The organism is Micromonospora sp. WMMA1996, from assembly GCF_002573675.1.
Lineage (GTDB): Bacteria > Actinomycetota > Actinomycetes > Mycobacteriales > Micromonosporaceae > Micromonospora > Micromonospora sediminicola.
In genome coordinates this window covers 121,746-145,138 of sequence record NZ_PDHU01000004.1, presented here as the reverse complement: position 1 = coordinate 145,138, position 23,393 = coordinate 121,746, and the positions used below count along the sequence as shown (strand labels likewise).

Annotated in this window: 23 protein-coding genes and 3 tRNA genes; 17 read left to right on the top strand and 9 right to left on the bottom strand. The window is 73.8% G+C overall.

All coding sequences use genetic code 11. From position 1 onward, the window contains the following. Positions 1-18: 18 nt before the first annotated feature. Positions 19-840 (bottom strand): hypothetical protein, encoded by an 822-nt coding sequence (locus tag COO58_RS24925; protein WP_091568138.1) that lies wholly within the window; start codon positions 838-840, stop codon positions 19-21. An 84-nt stretch (positions 841-924) separates the two neighbouring features. On the opposite strand from COO58_RS24925, the gene COO58_RS24920 reads away from it, so the two are divergent. Both COO58_RS24920 and COO58_RS24915 read left to right on the top strand, forming a co-directional pair. Beyond that, positions 925-1,455 (top strand): peptidylprolyl isomerase, encoded by a 531-nt coding sequence (locus tag COO58_RS24920; protein ID WP_091568142.1) that lies wholly within the window; start codon positions 925-927, stop codon positions 1,453-1,455. 25 nt (positions 1,456-1,480) lie between these two features. After that, positions 1,481-2,425 (top strand): rhomboid family intramembrane serine protease, encoded by a 945-nt coding sequence (locus tag COO58_RS24915; protein ID WP_098747490.1) that lies wholly within the window; start codon positions 1,481-1,483, stop codon positions 2,423-2,425. A gap of 782 nt (positions 2,426-3,207) precedes the next feature. Here COO58_RS24915 and COO58_RS24910 read toward each other — a convergent pair. Continuing rightward, positions 3,208-3,642 (bottom strand): PH domain-containing protein, encoded by a 435-nt coding sequence (locus COO58_RS24910; RefSeq protein WP_176558966.1) that lies wholly within the window; start codon positions 3,640-3,642, stop codon positions 3,208-3,210. A 100-nt stretch (positions 3,643-3,742) separates the two neighbouring features. Between COO58_RS24910 and COO58_RS24905 the strand changes: the two genes are divergently transcribed. The 6 genes from COO58_RS24905 to COO58_RS24880 all read left to right on the top strand — a co-directional run bounded on the left by COO58_RS24905 (position 3,743) and on the right by COO58_RS24880 (position 9,177). After that, positions 3,743-4,915: an acetyl-CoA C-acyltransferase gene (locus tag COO58_RS24905; protein WP_098747488.1), complete on the top strand. Its 1,173-nt coding sequence runs from the start codon at positions 3,743-3,745 to the stop codon at positions 4,913-4,915. Between the two features lie 106 nt (positions 4,916-5,021). Beyond that, the gene (locus tag COO58_RS24900; RefSeq protein ID WP_091568159.1) at positions 5,022-5,534 is read left to right on the top strand and encodes a hypothetical protein; all 513 of its coding nucleotides are present in this window, start codon (positions 5,022-5,024) and stop codon (positions 5,532-5,534) included. A gap of 69 nt (positions 5,535-5,603) precedes the next feature. Beyond that, complete coding sequence (locus tag COO58_RS24895) at positions 5,604-6,296, top strand: response regulator transcription factor (protein WP_091568163.1); 693 nt, start codon at positions 5,604-5,606, stop codon at positions 6,294-6,296. After that, positions 6,289-7,731, top strand: coding sequence for a HAMP domain-containing sensor histidine kinase (locus COO58_RS24890; RefSeq protein WP_091568167.1), 1,443 nt, complete (start codon positions 6,289-6,291; stop codon positions 7,729-7,731). The genes COO58_RS24895 and COO58_RS24890 overlap by 8 nt, the downstream gene beginning before the upstream one ends. 56 nt (positions 7,732-7,787) lie before the next feature. Further along, the gene (locus COO58_RS24885; protein WP_091568170.1) at positions 7,788-8,387 is read left to right on the top strand and encodes a hypothetical protein; all 600 of its coding nucleotides are present in this window, start codon (positions 7,788-7,790) and stop codon (positions 8,385-8,387) included. Between the two features lie 79 nt (positions 8,388-8,466). Continuing rightward, entirely contained in the window at positions 8,467-9,177 is a 711-nt protein-coding gene (locus COO58_RS24880) for a glycosyltransferase family 2 protein (protein ID WP_091568173.1), read from the top strand. A 67-nt stretch (positions 9,178-9,244) separates the two neighbouring features. Here COO58_RS24880 and COO58_RS24875 read toward each other — a convergent pair whose 3' ends face one another. Both COO58_RS24875 and COO58_RS24870 read right to left on the bottom strand, forming a co-directional pair. Further along, complete coding sequence (locus COO58_RS24875; RefSeq protein WP_098747575.1) at positions 9,245-10,129, bottom strand: transketolase family protein; 885 nt, start codon at positions 10,127-10,129, stop codon at positions 9,245-9,247. A 14-nt stretch (positions 10,130-10,143) separates the two neighbouring features. After that, positions 10,144-10,827, bottom strand: a complete 684-nt coding sequence (locus COO58_RS24870; RefSeq protein ID WP_091568178.1) for a transketolase — start codon at positions 10,825-10,827, stop codon at positions 10,144-10,146. Between the two features lie 46 nt (positions 10,828-10,873). On the opposite strand from COO58_RS24870, the gene soxR reads away from it, so the two are divergent. Then, entirely contained in the window at positions 10,874-11,317 is a 444-nt protein-coding gene (gene soxR / locus COO58_RS24865) for a redox-sensitive transcriptional activator SoxR (protein WP_098747486.1), read from the top strand. Positions 11,318-11,321: 4 nt separating this feature from the next. Here the strand turns inward: soxR and COO58_RS24860 are convergent, their stop codons facing one another. Next, positions 11,322-12,296 carry an NAD(P)H-quinone oxidoreductase gene (locus tag COO58_RS24860; RefSeq protein ID WP_098747484.1) on the bottom strand — a complete coding sequence of 325 codons (975 nt, stop codon included), beginning with the start codon at positions 12,294-12,296 and terminating at the stop codon, positions 11,322-11,324. A gap of 71 nt (positions 12,297-12,367) precedes the next feature. Here COO58_RS24860 and COO58_RS24855 point away from each other — a divergent pair. The 3 genes from COO58_RS24855 (at position 12,368) to COO58_RS24845 (ending at position 13,730) form a co-directional block, all read left to right on the top strand. Beyond that, positions 12,368-12,454, top strand: a tRNA-Ser gene (locus COO58_RS24855). A 50-nt stretch (positions 12,455-12,504) separates the two neighbouring features. Next, a complete protein-coding gene (locus COO58_RS24850) occupies positions 12,505-13,155 on the top strand; it encodes a DNA alkylation repair protein (protein ID WP_098747573.1) in 651 nt (216 codons plus the stop codon). A gap of 41 nt (positions 13,156-13,196) precedes the next feature. After that, the gene (locus COO58_RS24845; protein WP_091568190.1) at positions 13,197-13,730 is read left to right on the top strand and encodes a YbhB/YbcL family Raf kinase inhibitor-like protein; all 534 of its coding nucleotides are present in this window, start codon (positions 13,197-13,199) and stop codon (positions 13,728-13,730) included. Between the two features lie 93 nt (positions 13,731-13,823). On the opposite strand, the gene COO58_RS24840 is transcribed toward COO58_RS24845, so the two are convergent. Further along, on the bottom strand, positions 13,824-14,534 hold the full coding sequence (locus COO58_RS24840) for a bifunctional 2-polyprenyl-6-hydroxyphenol methylase/3-demethylubiquinol 3-O-methyltransferase UbiG (RefSeq protein WP_091568193.1): 711 nt from the start codon (positions 14,532-14,534) through the stop codon (positions 13,824-13,826). Between the two features lie 207 nt (positions 14,535-14,741). Between COO58_RS24840 and COO58_RS24835 the strand changes: the two genes are divergently transcribed. Further along, a complete protein-coding gene (locus tag COO58_RS24835; protein WP_098747483.1) occupies positions 14,742-16,508 on the top strand; it encodes a hypothetical protein in 1,767 nt (588 codons plus the stop codon). Positions 16,509-16,522: 14 nt separating this feature from the next. Here the strand turns inward: COO58_RS24835 and COO58_RS24830 are convergent, their stop codons facing one another. Then, on the bottom strand, positions 16,523-17,305 hold the full coding sequence (locus tag COO58_RS24830) for a hypothetical protein (protein WP_091576806.1): 783 nt from the start codon (positions 17,303-17,305) through the stop codon (positions 16,523-16,525). A gap of 322 nt (positions 17,306-17,627) precedes the next feature. Between COO58_RS24830 and COO58_RS24825 the strand changes: the two genes are divergently transcribed. Further along, the gene (locus tag COO58_RS24825; protein WP_098747481.1) at positions 17,628-19,157 is read left to right on the top strand and encodes a peptide deformylase; all 1,530 of its coding nucleotides are present in this window, start codon (positions 17,628-17,630) and stop codon (positions 19,155-19,157) included. Positions 19,158-19,223: 66 nt separating this feature from the next. On the opposite strand, the gene COO58_RS24820 is transcribed toward COO58_RS24825, so the two are convergent. Continuing rightward, the gene (locus COO58_RS24820; RefSeq protein WP_091568206.1) at positions 19,224-20,345 is read right to left on the bottom strand and encodes a globin domain-containing protein; all 1,122 of its coding nucleotides are present in this window, start codon (positions 20,343-20,345) and stop codon (positions 19,224-19,226) included. A 122-nt stretch (positions 20,346-20,467) separates the two neighbouring features. Here COO58_RS24820 and COO58_RS24815 point away from each other — a divergent pair, with 122 nt between their 5' ends. Next, on the top strand, positions 20,468-21,241 hold the full coding sequence (locus tag COO58_RS24815; RefSeq protein ID WP_091568210.1) for a CPBP family intramembrane glutamic endopeptidase: 774 nt from the start codon (positions 20,468-20,470) through the stop codon (positions 21,239-21,241). Positions 21,242-21,301: 60 nt separating this feature from the next. Here COO58_RS24815 and COO58_RS24810 read toward each other — a convergent pair whose 3' ends face one another. Continuing rightward, the gene (locus tag COO58_RS24810) at positions 21,302-22,849 is read right to left on the bottom strand and encodes a hypothetical protein (RefSeq protein WP_255292767.1); all 1,548 of its coding nucleotides are present in this window, start codon (positions 22,847-22,849) and stop codon (positions 21,302-21,304) included. Between the two features lie 248 nt (positions 22,850-23,097). Here COO58_RS24810 and COO58_RS24805 point away from each other — a divergent pair. Both COO58_RS24805 and COO58_RS24800 read left to right on the top strand, forming a co-directional pair. Further along, positions 23,098-23,188: transfer RNA gene (locus COO58_RS24805), tRNA-Ser, on the top strand. A 36-nt stretch (positions 23,189-23,224) separates the two neighbouring features. Next, positions 23,225-23,297 (top strand) — tRNA-Arg (locus COO58_RS24800). Positions 23,298-23,393 lie beyond the last annotated feature (96 nt).

The following is a 23,393-nucleotide window of genomic DNA, read 5'->3' as shown; positions in this document are numbered from 1 at the left end:
TGCTCCGAGAACCGGGGGTCAGCGGCGACCGCTGGCCTTCGCGGCGCTCTTGCCGTTCTGCGTGGCCTTGGTGATGTCGTCGGCCGGACGGCCGCTGACGTCCCGGGCGCCCTCGGCGACCGAGGGGACCTTGCTGTTCGGGTGGATCACCGGGTCACCGGCGGGGGCGGTGGTCGACGAGCTGCTGCCGTTGGCGACGGCGGAGCTGCCGGCGCCGGTCGGGCCGGCCTGGGTCACCTTCGCGCTCGCGTCGGGGGTGTCCACCACGATCGTGTCCACGTCCTCCCGCATCGGCTCCAGCTTGTCCTGGCCGGTCGGGCCGAGCGTGCCGGTCGGGTCGTACTCGGCCCACTCCTGCTGCTCGCGGCGGCGGCGCATGGCCATCGCCCCGGCCAGGCCGGCCACGGTGCCGGCGATCAGCAGGCCGGTGGTCATGCCACGCGACCTGCGCTGCTTCTTCTTGCCCACCTTCATGTTCTTCGCCTTCTTCGTCATCGCGGACTGCTTCGCCGCCACGGCCCGGCGACCGGTCGACGCCTTGCCGGCGGCCTCGGTCCGCGCGTTGCGCACGGCGAGGACCACCGGGGCGAGAGCGGCGACGCTCGACGCGACGCCGCTGGACGCCCGATCCCGGACCAGGACGGCGGTGGGTGCGACGGCGACCCGGGCTGCCTGGACCCGCGGACCGACAGTGGCCCCGGCGCCCTTCGCCGCGTGCGTGGCGGCCTGCCGCAGGTGACCGATGCCCTGGTTCAGCTCGGCCTTCGCGAGCTGGCCCTGGGTCTTTCGCCGCCCGATTCCAAACACGGTCCCACCTCCTGGGAGTTGTTCCTTCGTCATCCTCCACCTTCGGATGCCTCCGCATGGCCAGATCGGGCACATGGGAGGATCCGCAAGGAACTGACCAACGAGTGAGGAGTACCCGTGGCCGAGGCTGTCTACGCCACCTTGCACACCAACGCCGGCCCGATCCGGCTGGAGCTCTTCCCGAACCACGCGCCGAAGACCGTCCGCAACTTCGTGGAGCTGGCCGAGGGCACCCGGGAGTACACCGACCCGCGGACCGGCCAGCCGGGCAGCGGGCCCTACTACGACGGCACCATCTCGCACCGCGTGATCAGCGGCTTCATGGTCCAGATGGGCGACCCGACCGGCACCGGGCGCGGCGGCCCGGGCTACAAGTTCGCCGACGAGTTCCACCCGGAGCTGCGCTTCGACCGGCCGTACCTGCTGGCGATGGCGAACGCCGGGCCGGGCACCAACGGCTCGCAGTTCTTCATCACCGTGGGGCCGACCCCGCACCTGAACAACCGGCACACCATCTTCGGCCAGGTGGCCGACGAGCAGTCCGCGAAGGTGGTCGACTCGATCGCCAACACCCCGACCGGGCCGAGCGACCGGCCGCTGCAGGACGTGGTGATCGAGCGGGTCGAGATCGAGCGGCAGCCGTCCTGAGCGTCACGCGGGTACCTTTGCTCGCATGACTGAGCGCTCCGGGCAGGCAGGTGACGCCACCGAGGGGCCGGTGCCGACCACTCCGGTCTGCTACCGGCACCCCGATCGGGAGACGTACATCCGGTGCACCCGCTGTGACCGGCCGATCTGCCCCGAGTGCATGCGGGACGCCTCCGTCGGCCACCAGTGCCCGGAGTGCGTCGCCGAGGGACGCCGCAGCGTGCGGCCGGCGCGTACCGCCTTCGGTGGCGGTGCCGCCGGCCGCCAGGGCTATGTGACCAAGGTCCTGATCGCGCTGAACGTGCTGGTCATGCTGCTCTCCATCGCCTCCGACAGGGGAGGCGACGCGGCCGCCGGCGGCTCCGGCTTCGGCGGCCTGATGGGCGGCTCGACGCCGCTGACCAACTGGGGTGCGGTGCTCGGCCAGGCGATGTTCCCCGACGGCACGGTCGGCGGGGTGGCCGAGGGCCAGTGGTACCGGCTGGTCACCGCGATGTTCCTGCACTACGGCCTGGTGCACCTGCTGCTCAACATGTGGGCGCTCTGGGTGCTCGGCCGGACGCTGGAGGCGGTGCTCGGGCCGCTGCGCTTCCTGGCGCTCTACCTGATCGCCGGGCTCGGCGGCAACGTCGCGGTCTATCTCTTCAGCGCCCCGAACCAGCCCGCGGTCGGCGCGTCGACGGCCATCTTCGGCCTGTTCGCCGCCATCTTCGTGATCATGCGTCGGCTCGGCCGGGACATCTCGGCGATCGTGCCGATCCTGGTGATCAACCTGATCTTCACGTTCACCGTGCCGGGCATCTCCGTGGCCGGGCACCTCGGTGGGCTGGTGGTCGGCGCGATGATGGCCCTGGTCCTGGCGTACGCCCCGCGGATGCGGCGGACCGTCTTCCAGGCGGCGGGCGGCGCGATCCTGCTGGTGGCGCTGATCGGCCTGGCCGTCGTCCGCACCGCGGCGCTGCTCGGCTGACCCGCTGCCGCTGCCGCGGCTGACGACGCCGGTTTCGCGCGAGCAGGTCCGGCGGTCGAGGTCTGACACTGCGCGGGCAGGGCCGTGCAGTGGGGCACCGCTCGGCCACGTTGCCGTCGGCCAGGTTGCCTTGGGGGCTTTCTCTTCGGCGGTTCCCTTGGGACGCGTCCCCCTCGGGTTTGTTCCTCTGGGCGGGTCCCCCTCGGGTTTGTTCCTCTGGGCGGGTCCCCCTCGGGTTTGTTCCTCTGGGCGGGTCCCCCTCGGGCTTGTTCCTCTGGGCGCGTCCACCTCGGGCGTGGCCCTTGAGACGTCGCGTCTCGGGCGTGTTCCCTCGAGGCGTGTCGCGTCTCGGCGGCAGTGTGCCCGAGAGCGATATACCGCTCAGTCATAATTATGACTGAGCGGTATATCGCTCATCAGTGATGAGTTGTCCCGGTGGCTCCCGCTCCTGCGGCTTCCACCGCCATTCCCGGTCCGGCTCCGCCCTTCCCGGGCCGGCCCTTATCGGCCCGGCACTTCCCGGCTCGGCCCGCTTCGGCCCAGGCCCGCCCGGCCCGCCCGGCCCGCCCGGGCCCGCCCGGGCCCGCCCGGCCCGCCCGGGCCCGCCCGGGCCCGCCCGGCCCGCCCGGTACGGCCCGCTCGGCTCGGCCCGTCTCGGTCCCGTCCGAGCCGCGACGCCCGGCTCTGGCGACCGGCTCGGTCCGCCGGGCCCGCGCCTGAAGGCGCGCGATCACCCGAGCCTGACGGCGGCGGGCGGCGCGCGTGAACGGTCGGTGTGTGGGTCAGCGTGCGGCAGCGCGGGCGGCGGTGAGTGCGGCGGCCACCTCGTCCAGTGGCGCGTCCAGGTCGCGCCGGCCGTACAGGTGCAGCGACTCCCCCGCGTCGATCTCGAGGGTCTCGGCGGTGAGTCCGCGGCGGCTGCGCCGGTCCAGCCGGATCGCCTCCACGGTCGCCCAGGGCAGCCGGCGGCGCCCGGCGAACCCGCGGAGCACGGTGATCCCCTCCGGGTCCACGGCGAGTCGGACCGGCGCGACGACGTCGCGCAGCGCCCAGACGAGCAGCCCGGCGGCGGCCAGGCCGGCGAGCGCCGGGCGGACCGGGTCGCCGGCGGCGAGCAGCAGGCCCAGGGCCAGCAGGAGCAGCGCGCCGAGCGCCTTGACCACCGGCGACGTGCGCGGCACCCGCCACTGTCGGGCCGGTGACGACTGTGGATCCATCCGACCAGCATGCCAGCCGCCGGTGTCCGCAGGGCGGGGGAGGACGACCGGTCGGGTCAGCACGTAGGATCGGGGCAAGCGAGGTTACCGGGGAGTAGACATGAGTGACGCGGTCATCGTCGGCGCGGTGCGGACCCCGGTCGGGCGACGCAAGGGCAGTCTCGCCGGCGTGCATCCGGTCGACCTGTCGGCGCACGTGCTGCGCGCGCTCGCCGAGCGCACCGGCATCGACCCGGGCCAGGTCGACGACGTGATGTGGGGCTGCGTGTCGCAGGTCGGCGAGCAGTCCTGGAACGTGGCGCGCAACGCGGTGCTGGCCGCCGGCTGGCCGGAGTCGGTCCCCGGCACCACGCTCGACCGGCAGTGCGGGTCCAGCCAGCAGGCGCTGCACTTCGCCGCCGCCACCGTCCTCTCCGGCCAGGCCGACCTGGTCGTCGCCGGCGGCGTCGAGTCGATGACCCGGGTGCCGATGGGCTCCAGCGTGGCCGGCGGGTTGCCGTTCAGCCCGGCGATCCTGGAGCGCTACCGCGGCGTCGAGGGCGTCGCCGAGGACTCGCCGCTGCCGTTCAACCAGGGCGTCGGCGCCGAGCTGATCGCGCAGCGGTGGCGGTTCTCGCGTACCCAGCTGGACGAGTTCGCGCTGGCCAGCCACGAGAAGGCGGCCGCCGCGCAGGACGCCGGCGCGTTCGACCCGGAGCTGGCGCCGGTGGCGCTCGCCGACGGCGGCAAGTTCGCCGCCGACGAGGGCATCCGTCGCGACACCTCGCTGGCCAAGCTCGGCGAGCTGGCCACCCCGTTCCGCCCCGACGGCGTGGTCACCGCCGGGTCCGCGTCGCAGATCTCCGACGGCGCCGCCGCGCTCGCGGTGACCACGAGCGAGTGGGCCAGCCGGCACGGCCTGCGTCCGCTCGCCCGGGTGCACACCGCCGTGGTCGCCGCCGACGACCCGGTCGCCATGCTCACCGCGCCCATCCCGGCCACCGCGAAGGCGCTGCGCCGCGCGGGGCTGGGCATCGAGGAGATCGGGGTGTACGAGGTGAACGAGGCGTTCGCGCCGGTGCCGCTGGCCTGGCTGGCCGAGACCGAGGCCGACCCGGAGCGGCTCAACCCCCGGGGCGGCGCGATCGCGCTCGGCCATCCGCTCGGCGGGTCCGGCGCGCGGATCATGACGACGATGCTCCAGCACATGCGGGACAACGGCATCCGCTACGGCCTCCAGACGATGTGCGAGGGCGGCGGGATGGCCAACGCCACCATCGTCGAGCTGCTCTGAGCCGGAGTCGGCGGAGTCGCACCGCGGGTGCGATTTGCACGGGTGGAAGTTCCAAAAATCGGGCGTGACCCATATCACCCCTGGTCAGCCGCTCGTTGCACCGGGCATGGACGTGTTCTCGCGAACGTTCCTCCCGGCCGCCGCCGAGACCGGCCTGGCCACCCAGACCGTCACCCGACACATGCCGGTGTTCCGCCGGTGCGTCGGCTCCGGCGATGCCACCATCCTGGTCACCCGGTGCAGCCGCCCGGACCACCCGGTCGGCGGCGAGTACCTGATGCTCCTCACCCACCGCCGGCTGGTGGTCACCCGGCAGACCCGGGTGTTGCACCGGCTCCGTCTGCACCTCAACACCGAGCTGCGGGAGCTGAGCAACGTCACCTGGAGCCCCGACCCGCGGGCGCACAGCCTGGAGCTGGCGGCCACCGCGATCGACGGGGTCCGTGAGCGGTTCCTCATCCGTACCCACCACCCGAAGCAGGTGTGGCAGCTCGACGCCCTGCTGAACCACGCCTTCCGCACCCGGCTGCGGACGCCGGCGGAACGGCTCGTCGCCACCATCGGCGACTCCCCGACCGCCGCCCGACCCGCCGTGCTCCACCCGGCGCGGGCGCGCTGACGTTCTTCTTACCTGACCCGAACGTTCCCCAGACCTTCCCGGGCACCACCGAGCGGTCATCATGGGCCGGTGACCGCCGACGCCGCACAGCGCGGGCTCGTCCTCGTGGTGGAGGACGAGCCGGCCATCGCCGACCTGGTCCGGCTCTACCTGACCCGGGACGGGTTCGGCGTACACCTGGAACGGGACGGCGACGCCGGCCTGGCCGCCGCGCGGCGCCTGCGCCCGGTGGCCTGCGTGCTCGACATCGCGCTGCCCGGCCTGGCCGGCACCGAGATCTGCCGGCGGCTGCGCACGTCGGGCGACTGGACGCCGGTCATCTTCCTCACCGCCCGCGACGACGAGGTGGACCGGGTGGTCGGGCTGGAGCTGGGCGCGGACGACTACGTCACCAAGCCGTTCAGCCCGCGCGAGCTGGTCGCCCGGGTCCGCGCGGTGCTGCGCCGCACCTCGGGCACACCGGCGACCGCCGAGCGACCACGGGTGCTCGGCGCGGTCACCCTCGACCCGGGCCGCCGCACGGTCACCGCCGGCGGCGTTCCGGTGCAGCTCACCTCCACCGAGTTCGACCTGCTCGCCCACCTGATGGCCCGGCCCGGCCGGGTGTTCACCCGGGAGGAGCTGCTGGCCGGCGTCTGGGGGTACGCGGCGCACGCCGGCACCCGGACCGTCGACGTGCACGTGGCGCAGGTCCGGGCGAAGCTCGGCCCGGCCAGCGTGATCCGCACCCACCGCGGCGTCGGGTACGCGGCCGATGCCTGACCACCCCACCGTCGCGCTGCCGGTCGTCGGCCCGCCTGCGCCGCCCGCCCGCCGCCGGAGCGCGCACACGCTGACCGCCCGCGCGGTGCTCGTCACCTGCGCCGTCGCGCTGGTCTCGGTGCTGGTCACCGCGCTGGTCGCGGTTCCCCTGGCGGTGCGCGGCGCCGAACGGCGGGACCAGGAGGCGCTGGCCGCCCAGGCCCGACTCGCCGCCGAGGTGCTCCGCGTCCGGGCGGTACGCCAGCGGGACAGCGCCGGGGACCGGCTCATCCGCCAGCTCCGCCAGCAGCAGATCGAGGTGTACGTGATCCGAGGTGGCCGGGTCGACCGCCCCGGCCTGCCCGCACCGCTGGTCACCCGGGTCACCGCCGGCAAGAACGTCTCCGGTCGACGGCTGGTCGACGGGGAACGCCGGCTGGTCGAGGCGCGGGCGCTGCCGGGCGGTGACGGCGTGGTGCTCACCCGGGCCGTCACCACCGGCCCGTGGCGGCAGGTGCTGCGCGGTCTCTGGCTGCCGCTGCTCGCCGGCCTCGCCGCCGGCGCGGCCGCCGGGCTGCTGCTCGCCCGTCGGCTGGCCCGACCGATCCGCGTCGCGGCCACCGCCGCCGCCCGGCTCCGGGCCGGTGACCGGGCGGTCCGGGTGCCGGTCGAGCCGCCCGACGAGGTGGCCGACCTGGCGTACGCGCTGAACGGGCTGGCCGCCGCGCTGGCCACCAGCGAGGGTCGGCAGCGCGAGTTCCTCCTCTCCGTCTCGCACGAGCTGCGCACCCCGCTCACCGCCATCCGGGGCTATGCCGAGGCGCTGGCCGACGGCGTGATCGACGCCGACGCGGTGCCGGCGACCGGCCGGACCGTGCTCGCCGAGGCGGAGCACCTGGACCGGCTGGTCAGCGACCTGCTCGCACTGGCCCGGTTGGAGGCCGCCGACTTCCCGCTGGATCCCGGGCCGGTGGACCTGACCCGGCTCGCCGCCGACGCGGAGCGGACCTGGTCGGACCGGTGCGCGGCGGTCGGGGTGCCGTTCCGGGTCGAGTCGCCGGGCGCGCCGGTGCCCGCGTACACCGATCCGGGTCGGATCCGGCAGGTGGTGGACGGGTTGCTGGAGAACGCGCTGCGGGTCGTACCCCCGGGGGCGCCGGTGGTGCTCGCGGTCCGGGCCGCCGGCGCGGACCCGGCGGCCGGCGGCGTGCTGGAGGTCCGGGACGGCGGCCCCGGCTTCACCGACGACGACCTGGCGGTGGCGTTCGAACGGGGCGCGTTGCACCAGCGGTACCGGGGGGTGCGCAAGGTGGGCAGCGGCCTCGGGCTGGCGCTCGCCGCCGGGCTGGTACGCCGGCTCGGCGGCGACATCACCGCCGCGCACGCCCCGGAGGGCGGGGCGGCGTTCACCGTCCGGCTGCCCGGAGATCCTTACCTGGCTCGAACATCGGCCTGACGCTCCGCTCGTGGGGGTGGGGAACGCTGACGTCACCACCGACGAGAGGAACACAGATGGCACGCCAGCGAATCGTCACCGGCGCCACCGCGCTGCTCACCGCCGCGGCGCTCGGCCTGTCCGGGTGCGGCGCGGGCCGGGTCGGCGCCGAGCCGGTCCGGGAGACCGCGGTCGAGGTGGCCGCCGCGATGGGCGCGGACGGTCAGGCGCTCGCCGCGCTCGGGGTGGACGCCGCCGACCTGGACGTCGACCCGGTCGCCGCGCCCGCGCCGTCCGCCTCCGGCACCCCGGACGAGCAGGCCCGACCGGACCGCAAGGCCGGTGCGCAGGAGTGGCGCAAGCGACACCGCGCCCGGGTGCTGCTGCGCAAGAACACCCTGCACGGCGAGGTCGTGGTGCAGACCAAGGAGGGCACGAAGACCGTCGCGGTGCAGCGGGGTCAGGTCACCGCCATCGATGACCGTTCGATGACCGTGAAGTCCACCGACGGCTTCACGAAGACCTGGACGTTCGACGAGAAGCTGCGGGTGGTGGAGCGCCGATCCACCGTTCGGTCGAGTGACATCAAGGTCGGCACCACGGTGGGAGTGGCCGGGGCTACCCAGGGTGACGGTGGGGTCGCGCGCCTGGTCGTGGTGCCGCTCAAGCAGGGCTGACGAGGACGGCTGTGGGTGACCTCAGGGATCTGCCAGGCTAGGCTATGCCCCGACCTGCCGCCGCCTTTGTGGAGAACCCGTGAAGCTCTCGATCCTCATGCCGGTCTACAACGAGGAAGAACGCATCGCGGACGCCCTCAAGCAGGCGTTGGCGGTGGACTACCCCTGCGAGATCGAGCTGGTCGTCGTGGACGACGGCAGCCGGGACGGCACCGGCGAGGTGCTCGGCCGGGTGGACGACGCCCGCCTGCGGGTGATCACCCACCCGCGTAACGCCGGCAAGGGCGCGGCCATCAAGACCGCCGTGGACAACGCCGAGGGTGAGTACATGGTCATCCTCGACGCCGACCTGGAGTACGACCCGCAGGACATCCCGCGCCTGCTGGAGCCGGTGCTCGACGGCCGGGCCACCGTGGTCTACGGCAATCGCACCTTCGGCAGCCACAGCTCCTACAGCTTCTGGTACGTGATGGGCAACAAGGGCGTCACGCTGGCGGCCAACGTGCTCTACAACTCGTACATCGGCGACCTGGAGACCTGCTTCAAGCTGATGCCGCTGGCGCTCTACCGCTCGCTTCAGGTGCGCTCGCGCGGCTTCGGCATGGAGGCCGAGGTCACCGGCAAGCTGCTCCGCCAGCGGATCCGCCCCTACGAGGTGCCGATCAGCTACCGGGCCCGGGGCCGCGAGGAGGGCAAGAAGATCACCTGGAAGGACGGCGTCGAGGCGATCTGGATCCTGGCCCGCGAGCGCGCCCGGCGCCGCCCGGTCGGCCCCGCCGCCGCGCGCTGACCCGAACGACACGAGGACCCCGCATCCCGGCGCCGGCCGGGGTCGCGGGGTCCTGTCGTATCCGGGTTCAGGCGGTGGGTCCGAGGAACGCGTCGACCGAGCGGCGCAGCCCGGCGGCGTCCAGTCCGTGCCAGCGGTCGTGGTCCTCCGGCCCGCCGTAGCGGCGCAGGTCCGCCCGGCCGACGCCGAGGGCGAGCAGCCGGTGCGGCCGGTCGGCCAGCGCCTCGCTCACCACCCGGGTCGAGGTGCCGGCCAGGTACGGCTCGACGAGGATCACCTCGGCGCCGGCCAGCGCCCGCAGCCCGGCGGTGTCGAACGGCCGGGGCCGGTGGGTGTAGGCCACCGTGACCGGCCGGTCGGCCACCGCCTCCAGCGCCGCGTCCAGCGTCGGCCCGACCGCCACCAGCAGCGGCGCGCCCGCTCCGGCGTCCCGGACGACCCGCAGCTCACCCGCCTCCGGGTACGCGGTCGCGTTGCTCCGGGTGGACAACCGCAGGTACGCCGAGCCCGCCCCGCACACCGCCGCGCGCAGCAGCGGTCGCACCTCGTCCGGGTGACCCGGCACGTGCACGGTCCAACCGTCGAGCGTGTCGACCAGGGCCACGTCGGCCGGCCCGAGGTGGGTGCGCCCGGACGCCGCCCGGTCGTAGGAGGCGCCGATGCCCACCAGCACCGCCCCCACCCCCTGGTGGCCGAGGTCGAGCTTGATCTGCTCGTAGGCGCGCTCGACGAGGAACGGGGCGTAGCTGTGCACGATCGGCCGCTGCCCGGTCAACGCCAGTCCGCCGGCCACGCCGATCATGAGCTGTTCCCGGATGCCGACGTTGACCACCCGGTCCGGGTGGCGGGCGGCGGCCGGCTCGAAGGCGGCGGCGGAGATGTCGGCGAGCACGATCACGCTCCGGGGGTCGGCGAGCACCTCCTCGGCCGTGCGGACGAACTCCTCGCGCATGGTCGTGGTCATGGTCACTCCCCGTTGTCGACGACCGCGACGACGACGTGCGGCCGGTGGTGGTCGTGTCCGGTGAGGGCACGGTGCAGGGCGTCGTGGTCGCGCCCGTCGACGGTGGCGGCGCTCCACCCGTGCACGGTGAACCGGCTCGCCACGCCGCCCGGCCAGCCGTGCGTGGCCGAGTGGTTGTCCACCACGATCGCGGTCAGGTCGGCCAGGCCCGTCGCTCCGGCGTACGCGATCGCCTCGTGGTTGGATCCCTCGTCCAGTTCGGCGTCGCCGAGCAGCACGTACACCCGGGGGCCGGTCCGTCCCTGGGCCCGCAGGCCGAGCGCGGTGCCGACGCCCAACCCGAGGCCGTGACCGAGCGAGCCGGATCCGATCTCGACCCCCGGCACGAGGGTGCGGTCCGGATGGTCGCCGAGCCGGCTCGCCGGGCCGCCCTGGTCGTCGAGCCACTCGACCGGTACGAAGCCGCGGGCGGCGAGCAGCGCGTAGTAGCCGGCGACCGCGTGCCCCTTGGAGAGCAGGAACCGGTCCCGGTCGGGGTCGTCCACGGTGGCCGGGGTGATCCGGAGCACCCGGTCGTAGAGCACCTGGAGCACGTCCAGCGTCGAGTACACGTTCGGGCCGAACTCGCGGCCGGCGCGGACCCGGTCCAGCAGCGCGGCCAGCTCGGTGGCGGTGGTCGTCGTCATACGGATAGCCTCGGACCTGAAGCGAACTTCAACTCAAGGCCCTGTGATGCATGAGGCAACCCTGACCATCGGCCAGCTCGCCGAGCGGAGCGGCGTGGCGCCCTCCGCGCTGCGCTACTACGAACGGCTGGGCCTGATCCGCGCCGCCCGTACCGGCGGCAACCAGCGTCGCTACGCCCGCACCGAGCTGCGCCGGGTGGCCTTCGTCCGGATCTCCCAGCAGGTCGGCGTGTCGTTGGACGAGATCCGGGAGGCGCTGGACTCGCTGCCCGCCGGGCGTACGCCGACCCCCGACGACTGGGCCGCGCTCTCCCGGGCCTGGCGGGACCGGCTGGACGAACGGATCCGGCTGCTCGGCAAGCTCCGCGACGACCTGGACGGCTGCATCGGCTGCGGCTGCCTGTCGTTGCAGCGCTGCACGCTCTACAACCCCGGCGACTCACTCGCCGCCGAGGGCCCGGGCGCCCGCCTGGTGCTCCCCCGGGATTGAGGCGTCACCGCACCAGCAGCACCTTGCCCAGGTGGTCGTTGGTCTCCACCAGCCGGTGCGCGTCGGCGGCGTCCGCCATCCGCACCCGGGCGTGCACCACCGGGCGCACCCGACCGGCCTCCACCAGCGGCCACACCTGCTCGCGGACGCCGCGCGTGATCGCCGCCTTCTCCGCCACCGGACGGGACCGCAGCGCGGTGGCGTGCACCGAGCCGCGCTTGGCCAGCAGCATCCCCAGGTCGAGTTCGCCCTTGCGGCCACCCTGCATGCCGATCACCACGAGCCGCCCGCCGGTCGCCAGCGCCGCCACGTTCCGGGGCAGGTAGGACGCGCCCATGATGTCGAGGACCACGTCCGCGCCGCGCCCGTCGGTGACCCGGCGTACCTCCTCGACGAAGTCCTGCTCCCGGTAGTCGATCGTGTGCGCGGCCCCCAGCTCGCGCAGCCGGTCGTGCTTGGCCGACCGGGCGGTCACCACCACCGTCGCGCCCAGCGCCACCCCGAGCTGGATCGCGAACGTGCCGATCCCGCTGCCGCCGCCGTGCACCAGCAGCGTGTCGCCCTCGGCCAGCCGGGCCAGGTCGACCACGTTCGACCAGACCGTGCAGGCCACCTCCGGCAGGGCGGCGGTGTCGACCAGGTCCACCCCGGCCGGCACCGGCAACAGCTGCCCGGCCGGCACGGCGACCTGCTCGGCGTATCCGCCGCCGGCCAGCAGCGCGCAGACCTCCTGGCCCACCGACCAGCCGGTCACGTCGGGACCGAGCGCGCGGACCGTCCCCGAGCACTCCAACCCGGGGTACGCGGGCGCACCCGGCGGCGGCGGGTAGTGGCCCTGCCGCTGGAGCAGGTCGGCCCGGTTGACCGCGCTGGCCCGCACCTCGACGACGACCTCGCCGGGGCCGGGCTCGGGGTCGGGCACCTCCGTCCAGACGAGGGCCTCGGGTCCGCCGGGTTCGGTGATCGTGATCGCGCGCATGGCTCAGTCTTACCCGATCCCGGGTTCGTGGCAGACTATGCGCGGTTGGGTTCCCCTCGGGGAGCACGTCGGGAGGGTTCGCCTAGTGGCCGATGGCGCTGGTCTTGAAAACCGGTAAGGCAGCGATGTCTTCGTGGGTTCGAATCCCACACCCTCCGCCCGCAACGCCCTGGAGGCCGAGGTGACGGACGCGGCGTTGGCCGAGGTGATGGCCGAGTTGGTCGCGCTGGAGGACCCGAAGGTCCGCGCGGTCAACGAACGGCACGGCGACGACCACGGGGTCAACCTGAGCCGGCTGCGGGCGGTCGCGAAGCGGCTGAGGACGCAGCAGGAGCTGGCCCGCGAGCTGTGGGCGACCGGTGACAGCGCGGCCCGGCTGTTGGCGCTGCTGGTCTGCCGGCCGAAGGCGTTCGGGGCGGACGAGCTGGACGCCATGCTGCGCGAGGCGCGCACGCCCAAGGTGCACGACTGGCTCGTGACCTACGTGGTGAAGAAGAGCCCGCACGCCGAGCGGCTGCGGCTGGCCTGGCTCGCCGACCCGGATCCGGTGGTGGCGAGCGCCGGGTGGGCGTTGACCACCGAGCGGGTGGCGCGCAAGCCCGACGGGCTCGACCTGGCCGGCCTGCTGGACGTGATCGAGGCGGAGATGCGGGACGCCCCGGACCGCCTCCAGTGGGCGATGAACCACTGCCTGGCCCAGATCGGGATCGACCACGCGGGGCACCGTGACCGGGCGATCGCCGTCGGCGAGCGGCTGGCGGTGCTGAAGGACTATCCGACGCCGCCGGGCTGCACGTCGCCGTACGCGCCGATCTGGATCACCGAGATGGTGCGCCGGCAGCACGAGAGCGGGGTATGAAGGGGCGCAGAACATTTCGCGCACCCGGAAGGACCGTTTCGATGACCCTGGAACGACCGATCGCCCCGGACCCGTACGAGCTGCTGCCGACGGTGTCGGCGTTCGACCTGACCAGCGACGACGTGCACAACGGCGAGCCGATGGACGCGCGGTACGCGCACGGCAGCGCCGGCGGCGAGAACGTGTCGCCGCACCTGTCCTGGTCCGGCTTCCCGGCGGAGACGAAGAGCTTCGTGGTCACCTGCTTCGACCCGGACGCCCCGACCGGCAGCGGGTTCTGGCACTGGGTGCTGGTGGACGTGCCCGCGTCCGTCACCGAGCTGCCCACCGGGGCGGCGGAGGCCGACCTCGGGGGCGCGTTCAGCATCCGCAACGACTACGGCGACACCGGTTACGGCGGCGCGGCGCCGCCCCCGGGGGACCGACCGCACCGGTACGTCTTCGCGGTGCACGCGGTCGACGTCGAGCGCCTGGACGTGGGCAAGGACGCCAGCCCGGCCTTCGTCGGCTTCAACCTGGCGTTCCACACCCTGGCCCGCGCGGTGATCCGCCCGACCTACCAGGTCAAGGACTGACCAGAGGTAAGCAGGGGCCCCTTCTTGACACGTGGGTGTGAGAGGGGGCCCCATCTATACCGGAGGCGTTAAGAGGGGGCCCCTCCTTTCGCCTCAGGCGGGGACGCGAGCGACCGCGAAGACGGACTGGCCGAACGGCGGCCGGACCCGCTGCTCCGCCGCCTTGGTCGCGGGCAGCACCAGCGTGTCGTAGACCTTCACCATCGGGCCCTCCTTCGGCATCAGCCGGAAGACCTTGGTGGCCATGAAGTAGCCGATCAGGCCGAGCGCGTTCGCGTAGTGGATCTTCTCCACGGTGAGCCCGGCCTCGGTCATCGCCGCGCCGAGCGTCTTCTTCGTGTAGCGCCGCACGTGGCCGGTGGCGATGTCCGCCGGGCTCATCGCGAACTGGAACGCCGGCACGATGATGACCACCGCGCCGCCGGGCCGGACCAGGTCGCGCATGCTGCGCAGCGCGCCCACGTGGTCGTCGATGTGCTCCAGCACGTTGTAGGAGACGGCGGCGCTGTAGTCGCCCCGCTCGGTGTGCGGCAGCAGCATCTGCCGGACCTCGACGCCCGGGTGGTCGGCCAGCCGTTCCTTGAGCTTGATCAGCCGCTCCGGGTCTGCCTCGGTGGCGGTGATCCGGGGGAGGTGCTCGGCCCACTCCAACGCGTAGTCGCCGAGGCCGCTACCGATCTCGATGGGGTTGTCACCGAGGTAGGGCACGGCCAGCTCGACGAACCACCGTCGGTGGTTGACCGCCGTCGCCAGGCCTTCGAGCACCTCCGACTGGACGCGCTGATCCCCAGTGATTTCTGCCATGCGTCGATTCCTCACGATATGACTGACCCGCGCCTGGACCGTCAGAGTCAACCATCTGGATGGCTGGTGGGGAAATCGGGGCACCGGGGTGGCCGAATTGCGGTCGGGTGGGGCACGTGATCGGCGGTCGGCGAACTCGGCACATAGTACGTGAGTCCCGGAAACATGTCACGGGCCCGTCATACCCTGACTACGCTCTGAAATGTCATGACTACTCCGGAATCGGACGTCGGCCCACGGGGCCGGCGGTTCGACGCCCTCGCCGTGCTCAGCTTCGTGCTGCTCGCGTTCTGGGTCACCGCTCGCCTGTGGGTGGATCCGGCGAACGGGGTCCGGGACAATCGCACCGATCAGGCGCAATTCGAATGGATGATGGCGCACGGTGCGCGCGTCGTCACGGATTTCGCCTATCCGTTCACCTCGGACCGGATGAATGTGCCGGACGTGGTCAATCTCATGGCCAATACGTCCGTATTATCCATTTCGGTACCGCTGTCGCCGATAACGCTGTGGTGCGGGCCGCGGTGGTCCTTTCTCATTTTCCTCACCCTCGGCCTCGCCGCCACCGGAGCGGCCTGGTATTTCCTGCTCTCCCGCGTGGTGATCGGCGCGCGCGGGCCGGCCTGGCTGGGCGCCGGCTTCTGCGCGTTCGCGCCCGCGATGGTGTCGCACGCCAACGCCCATCCGAACATCGTCAGCCAGTTCGTGGTGCCGCTGATCGTCTGGCGGACGCTGCGGCTGGCGCAGCCCGGCCGCTGGCTGCGCAACGGCGTGCTGCTCGGCCTGGTGATCGTCTGGCAGGCGTTCCTCAACCTGGAGATCCTGCTGATGGCCGCCATCGGCCTGGGCGTGGTGGTGCTCGCGCTGGCGCTCGGGCGGCCCGCGCTGCGGTCGGCGGCACGCCCGTTCGCCGCCGGGCTCGGGGTGGCCGCCGTGGTCGCCGGGGCGCTGCTCGCGTACCCGCTCTGGGTGCAGTTCTTCGGCCCCGGCGCCTACAGCGGGCTCTCCACCCTGATCCGGGGCTACTCCACCGACCTCGCCGCGTACGTCGCGTGGTCCCGGGAGTCGGTGGCCGGCGACGCCCGGGGCAGCGAACCGCTGGTGAAGAACGCGACCGAGGAGAACGCGTTCTTCGGGTGGCCGCTCGTGGTGCTGGTGGCCGCGCTGGTCTGGTGGCTGCGCCGGGACGCGGTGGTGCTCGGGCTGGCCGCGGTGGGGCTGGTGTTCGCGCTCTTCTCGCTCGGCCGGGAGGTCCGGTTCGACGGGCGGGACACCGGCGTCCCGGGCCCGTGGGCCGCGCTGGAGAACCTGCCGGTCCTGCACTCGGTGGTGCCCACCCGCTGGTCGCTCGCGCTCACCCCGATCGTCGGTGTGCTGCTCGCGCTCGGGGCCGACCGGGCCCGACGTCTCGCCGCGCGTCACCCGGCGGCGCGCGGGCAGATCCGGTTCGCCACCGGCACCGTGCTGGCCATGGCGCTGCTGCCGATCCTGCCCACCCCGCTGCCGGCCAAGCGACTCGACCCGACACCGGTGTTCGTCACCTCCGGGGCCTGGCGTCCCTACGTCGCCGACGGGCGGAGCGTCGTCACGCTCCCCCTGCCCGACACCACGTACGCGGTCCCGCTGCGCTGGTCCGCCGAGACCGGGCTGGACATGCCGCTGGCCCGCGGCTACTTCCTCTATCCGGACACCCGCCCGGGCGGCGACCGGATCGCCCTCTTCACCGCGCCACCGCGTCCCACCAGCACGTTCTTCGACACGGTGCGGCGCACCGACGCGGTGCCCCCGATCACTCCGCAGGACCGGGTGGCCGCCGTCGACGACCTGCGGTACTGGCGGGCCGGCGTGGTGATCCTCGACCCCCGGCTGCGGCAGGCCGAGGCGCTGCGCCGGGCGATGACCGAGTTGACCGGGATCACGCCCACCCGCTCCGGCGGGGTGTGGCTGTGGGACGTCCGGCCACTTGCCGACTGAACGCGCCCGGGGGGTCAGGTCTGGCGGACGCAGCAGCCCTGGCAGACCTTGGGCCGGGGCAGCGTGAACGCGAGGCAGCAGGTGCGTCGCTGCACGGTCGGTTCGCCGGTCGGGCCGGGCACCAGCTCGACCAGGTCGCCCAGGTCGAGCGCGTCCAGCAGCGTGGTCACGGTCGCGGCCGACGGGCCGGGCAGCGCGTCCGCCGCGCGCAGGATGCCGTGCGCGATGCCGGACGCCACCGAGCCGAGCAGCGTACGGGTGCCGATCCGGACCTCGCCCTGGATGGCGGTGATCAGCGGGGCGAAGTGCGCGTCGAGCAGCGACGCGCGCAGCTCGCCGAGCAGTGCCGTCTCGTCGGCGACCACCCGGATCCCCGGCGCGCCGCTGAGGGCGAGCGGGTCACCCGGCAGCACCGCCACCGGGGTCGAGGCGCGCAGCCCCAGGGTGAGCAACTGGTGGTGGTCCTCGAAGTGCACCAGCACGTGGGCCGGGTCGAGCAGCGGCACCCGGCGGGCCGAGGCCCAGCCGAGCACGGCCGGCAGCGCGGTCCAGTAGCTGTAGGACTTCCAGGCCAGCGCGGCGCAGGCGTGCGGGGTGCCGCCCCAGCGCCGGCCCGCGGCGGTGAGGAACTCGGGCAGCAGCGTGCCGTCGACCAGGCGGGCGGCCGGGGTCCAGCGGTCCAGCTCGTCGCGGACCAGCAGGCCGGGCGCGAGCCCGGGCAGGTCGTCGGTGCCGAACATGACGCGCAGGGTCGCGGTCACCGGGGCGAACGGGGTGGCGACGTCGCGCCCCGGCATCACCGCAGTCACCTGGCCGTCCCCTGTCTGGTCGCCCTGCCGGCCGGCGCGTGCCGTCGACCGAAGCTAAGGCTAGCCTAACCACATTCCCCGGCGGAGGGAAAGTGGTGCCACGGGCTTCAGGGGGAGGTCCCGGTCACTCCGTCGCCGTCGCGTACTACCCGGCGGGGTGGGCGGAAAACGCCGCCGGGCGAGCCGGGCGGGTCGCGCAAGCATCGACGCGCGCCATTGAATTGTCAAGGCGAGTGTCGAATACGAGGCAGTTTCCGTACACGTCCGGCCACCCAACGTGAAAATGGTCGTCCCGGCTACGAGGAAGCTGATGACGACCTCACCGATCGAGCGTGCCGCCGACTCGTTCGCGGCCGAACTCGCCCGGCACCGGACCGGCCGAGGGCTGTCCAAGAAACAGTTGGCGACGCTGATGGGCTTCGACCCGTCCTACGTCAGCCACGTCGAAGGGCGCCGCCACCGGCCCACCGAGGACTTCGCCCGCCGGGCCGAGGCCGTCCTGGAGGCCAGCGGCGCGATCTGGCAGCGCTTCCGGGAGTACGACGAGCTGCGGCACGGCCGGGCCGCCGGCGCGCACCGGGATCCGCCGGTACCCGGCCAGTGGCTGCCGCCCGGCACCGGCCTGGTGGTCGAGCGCGAGGTCGCCACGCTCACCCACACCGGCGACGGCTACCACTGCGCCATCCGCCGGGAGCTCTACAACGCCGGCACCGAGCCGGTCACCCGCTACCTGGTCCGGGTCGCGGTCGACCGCTACCCGAACGATCCGGGGCGCTCCAACCGGCACCACCGGGAGCATCCGCTCACCTTCGCCGAGCTGCAACTCACCGCGTACCGGGACGACGGCAGCGGGCGGGAGCCGATGCACTGGCGGGCCAAACACGACCGGGACGCGTTCAAGGAGATCTGGCTGCTCTTCGAGAACGACGAGGGCCGCTTCCCGCTCTACCCGGGCGACCGGGTCACCATCGAGTACGCGTACCAGGTCGGCCGGGACAAGTGGGGCCCCTGGTTCCAGCGCGCCGTACGCCTGCCCACCCGGCACCTGGCGGTGCGCCTCGACCTGCCCGCGGACCTCGACCCGAAGGTGTGGGGCGCGGAGACCTCGCTGTCGGCGGAGGAGGGACCGCTGCGGACGCCGATCCAGCGCACCACTGCCGACGACCGGCTGATCTTCGACTGGGGGACCGACGACCCGCCGCTGAACGCCCGCTACCGGTTGCAGTGGCGGTTCCGCAGTCCGGCGCCGGCGGCCGAGCCGGACGGCCCGCCGGCCGGCGGCCGGGTGCGGGCCAGCGACCGGATGCGCGCGGTGGGCATCGTGCAACGCGGCGACGACCTGCTCCGGCAACCGGCCCGCCCGTTCGACCTGCCGGCCGAGGAGCCGCACGCCCGGAAGGTGGTCGACCGGCTCGCCGGCATGCTGGTCCGCCTGGACGAGCTGCACCCGTTCAGCAAGGGCGTCGGCCTCGCCGCCCCCCAGCTCGGCCTCGGCTGGTCCGCCGCCCTGGTCCGCCCCGCCGACCGGGCGGCCGAACCGGTGGTGCTGCTCAACCCCCGCGTGGTGGACGCCGCCGCCGAGACCGACGAGCAGTACGAGGGCTGCCTCTCCTACTTCGACCACCGCGGCCTGGTGCCCCGGCCGCTGCGGATCGACGTGGAACACGCCCTCTGGGACGGCAGTCGGGTGATCACGTCCTTCGAGTACGCGATGGCCCGGCTGGTCGCGCACGAGATCGACCACCTGGAGGGGCGCCTGTACGTCGACCGGATGGCCCCCGGCGTACCGCTGGTGCCGGTGGAGGAATACCGCGAGACCGGTACCCCCTGGCGCTACTGACACGGGGGGCCGGGTCGCGTGCCCCAGGGGGCGGGGGCACGCGACCCGGCTCGGGGGGAGAAAGGTTCAGAGGTTGCCGAACGTGTCGTAGCGGATGTTGTCCGGCGGGACGTCGTCGGCGGCGAGCGCCCGCAGCGTCGCCCGGACCATGGCCGCCGAACCGGAGACGTAACAGTCGTGCGTGGTCCACGGGCCGTACCGGGTGACCACCTCGGAGACGTCACCCTGCTCACCGGCGTAGTCCGCGTCCTCGCTGCACGCCGGCGTCACCGACAGCCAGGGGTGGGTCGCCACCAGCTCCTCCAGACCGGCCAGCCCGTACAGCTCCTCGGGGCGGCGGGCGCCGTAGAAGACGTGCACCCAGCGGGTTCGGTTGACCCGGGCCAGCTCCTCCACCAGCGCCTTGATCGGGGCCAGCCCGACGCCGCCGGCCACGCAGAGGATGTCCCGGGTGGAGTCCGGGTCCAGCGTCATCGAGCCCATCGGCGCGGCCACCCGCAGCAGGTCACCCGGCTTGGTCCGGCGGACCAGCGCGCCGGAGACCCAGCCCGCCGCCCCGGGCGGTGTCCGGACGTGGAACTCCAGCACGTTCTCCTCGTTCGGGGCGTTCGCCACCGAGTACGTCCGCCACACCCGGGGGTGGTAGCGGGGCACCTCCACGCTCACGTACTGACCGGCCTTCCAGGGGAGCGGATCCTGGAGGGCGCGGACGGTCAGCACCGCCGTGTCCGGGCCGTGCCGCTCGTGGGTGAGCACCTCGGCGTGCCAGAACGGCGGGTTCCCGTCCGCCTCCGCGCCGGCGAGCATCCGCTCGCTGATGCTCGCGTACGCCTCCCGCCACGCCTGGTCGTACTCCAGGTTCCAGCCGTCGCCGGCGGTGCTGCGCAGCGCGTCGAGCAGGGCGACGCCCATGGTCTCGTAGTGGGCGGACGACACGTGGAACTTCCGGTGGTCCCGACCCAGCGCGCGCAGGTACTCGTCGAAGCTCTCCGGGTCGTCCACCGTCTGGGTGGCCGTGACGATGGCCTCCAGGATCCGGTCGCCCTGCCCGTTCATCTGCACCGGGAAGAGCGCGCGCAGCTCCGGGTCGAGGAGGAACAGCCGGGCGTAGAAGTGGCCGCTGAGCCGCTCCCGGTGCTCCTCCACCAGGGCCCAGCTCTCCTTCAGCAGCCGCGCGAAGTTCTCCACAGGGGCACGCTCCTTCTCCGTACGGGCGGATCGGCCTCCATAGAATGTCCACGCAGCGTGTCCGTCGGTCGCACACGATGTGCGACCGGCCCCCCTCGTCGCCGAGGTGGTTTCATGGTCCGGTGACGGTTGACGAGCTGGCCCGGCCGGTCTCCCGCCGGGTGCTGGGCACCGAGACGCTGCTCGTGCTCGGTCTCTCCCTCGGCCAGTCGGCCGTGTACGCGCTGGTCTCGCTGGTCGCCAAGCTCACCGCGTCGGGCGGGCTGTCGAAGCAGACCGCCGCGCTGAACACCTCCGCGTCCGCCCGGCCCTACCTCGACCTCACCTACCAGCTGCTCGGGATCGTCTTCGCGCTGCTGCCGGTGCTGCTCGCCGTACACCTGCTGGCGCGCGACCCCGGCGACCCGGCGCGGACGCTCGGCGTCGACCTCCGCCGGCCCGGCTCCGACCTGGTCCGCGGCGCGGGCCTGGCCGCGCTCATCGGCCTGCCCGGCCTGGCGCTGTTCTGGGTGGCGGCGCAGCTCGGCATCAACGCCACCCTCGTTCCGGCCGCCCTGCCGGACCTCTGGTGGGCGGTGCCGGTGCTGATCCTCGCCGCCGTGCAGAACGCCGTGCTGGAGGAGGTGATCGTGGTCGGCTATCTGGTCACTCGGCTGCGCCAGCTCAACTGGCGGCTCGGCGCGGTGCTCGCGACCAGCGCGGTGCTGCGCGGCTCGTACCACCTCTACCAGGGCTTCGGCGCGTTCGTCGGCAACGCCGTGATGGGGCTGATCTTCGGGTGGTTCTACCTGCGCACGCGTCGGGTGGCCCCGCTGATCGTCGCGCACACCCTGCTCGACGTGGTCGCCTTCGTCGGCTACGCGCTGCTGCCGAGGTCCTGGTTCGGCTGGCTCTGAGCGTTGCGCCAGGTCGGCGAGGTGGCGGGTGATGCCACCACCTCGCCGTACCGGTGTCGATCAGGCGCGGGTGGGCCGGTAGCGGGCGACCGCCCGGGCGGCGAGCCGCTCGGCGGCGGCCGTACCACCGGTCGCGGCCGCCAGCGCCGCCGCGCCCGGCAGCAACCGGGCGGCCAGCCGCAACCCGAGCCACCCACCCGCCTGCGCGGCCACCGGCGTGGCCAGCCGCCAGGCCGCCTCGGCCACCCGCCCCCACGGCCCGTCCGCCGGCTCGTCGGCCGCCCGGGCCGCCGCCAGCGCCGCCCGGGCCGTGCCGTCGTCCGGATGTACCGACGTCAGCACCAGCAACTCGGCCGCCCGGTCCGGATGCGCCGGCTCCCGCCCGTAGGCGGCGGCCAGGTGCAGCACCAGGTTCGCCTGGGTCCAGAGCACGGCGGTCAGCTCCGCGACCGGCGCGAACAGCCCGGTGCCCGCCGCCAACGCGCCGCCCGTGCCGGCCATCCGGACGAACCGCCGGGTCGCCAGCCGGGCCACCCCGTCCGCGTCCGCCTGCGGGTAGGCCCGGCGGACCTGCTCCACCCAGTCCCGGGCACGCGGACCGAGGGCGTCCACCGCGGCCAGGGCCAGCAACTCCGGCGCGAACCCGGGGTGGTCGCGCAACCTCGGCCCCACCGCCCGCCAGCCCTCCACCGGGGTACGCGCCACCGCCGCCGACCCGTCGGCCGGCCCGGTGCTCCGCTCACCCGTGCCCGCCGGGGTCGGCTGCGCGACGTCTCCACCGACGCGCTCCGGCCCGGCGGTCTCCGCGCCCGGCCCGGCGGTCTCCGCGCCCGGCCCGGCGTCCGGAGCGACGTCCGCGGCGGCCTGCTCGGCGGTGCGCTTCGCCGGGCTGGTCCGCGCCGCCGGGGCGGCCTTGGTGGTCCGGCGGGCGCGCGCGGGGCGGGACGTTGCCCCCGATTCCTCGGCCGTGACCGGCAGGGCGTCGTCGGGCCGCGGCCCGGCCGTGGACGGTTCGGTCCCGGCCGGGGCGGTGAACTCGGGCGCGCCGGAGGTCTTCCGGGTCGCGCCGGCCGCCTTCCGGGCGGCGAGCGCCGCCTTCTTGGCGGCCGGGGCGGTCCTCTTGCCGGCCGGGGTGACCTCCACAGCGGCAGCGGTCCCGTCCTCGGTGGCGGCCGTCCCGGTGGAGGCGCGTCGCGCCCGCTTCGGCGTCCCCTTCGCGACCGGGGCCGGCCCGGTCGCCGTCGCCCCGACCGGGGACCCCCCGGACGTCGTACTCCCGGCGGAAACCTCGCCCGGCATGGGATTGCCGGCCGCCGGTGGTGGGGCGGGCACCGCCGGCTCGCCGGGGAGCACGGCCGGCGGCGCACCGGGATCGGTGTCGTCCGGCTCGGTGGCGGCCCCGCCGGGCCGCGTGCCCGGACCGGTGTCGACCGCCTCGGCGGCGGCCGTGCCGGCGCGCGAGGCCGGATCGGGCCCGGACAGGGCGCCGCCGGCGCGTGGACGAGGGGCCGGCGCCGTCTCGGTGACCGGGGTCGGCGGCTGGAAGACGACGGTCGGCGGGGTCCGACGCGACCGCCCGCGCGGTGGGGTGTCCTCCGTCGCCTCCACCGGAGCGGGCTCCGGCGCGGGTGGCGGACTGAAGGTCGGTCGGGGGGAGCGGCTCCGCCGGGCCTTGGCGGCGGGCTCGCGACGGGGCGGATCGCTCGGCGGATGCTCCTGCATATCGATGAAGCGTAGCCGTGGAGGTGATCTGGCACACGGTGGAAACACGGTGGCCGGGTCGGGTACCGGTAGTCGCTTTGCTCCGGGCGGGTGCGGACCTGTATTCTCGGGCGCGGTGACCTCCGGGCCACCAGGGAGACTTCGCCTAGTCTGGTCTATGGCGCCGCACTGCTAATGCGGTTGGGGTCTTAAAGCCCCTCCCGGGTTCGAATCCCGGAGTCTCCGCGCGAAAGCCGGTTGTGTAGACTGGCCGAGCACCGGGCGCCCGTAGCTCAATGGATAGAGCATCTGACTACGGATCAGAAGGTTAGGGGTTCGAGTCCCTTCGGGCGCACAGGATTGATAAGGGCCCGAACTGCGGAAACGCGGTTCGGGCCCTTATTGCTGTCCGGCCTGTGCGGACGGACAGCGGATGCGACGTGGTGCGGCT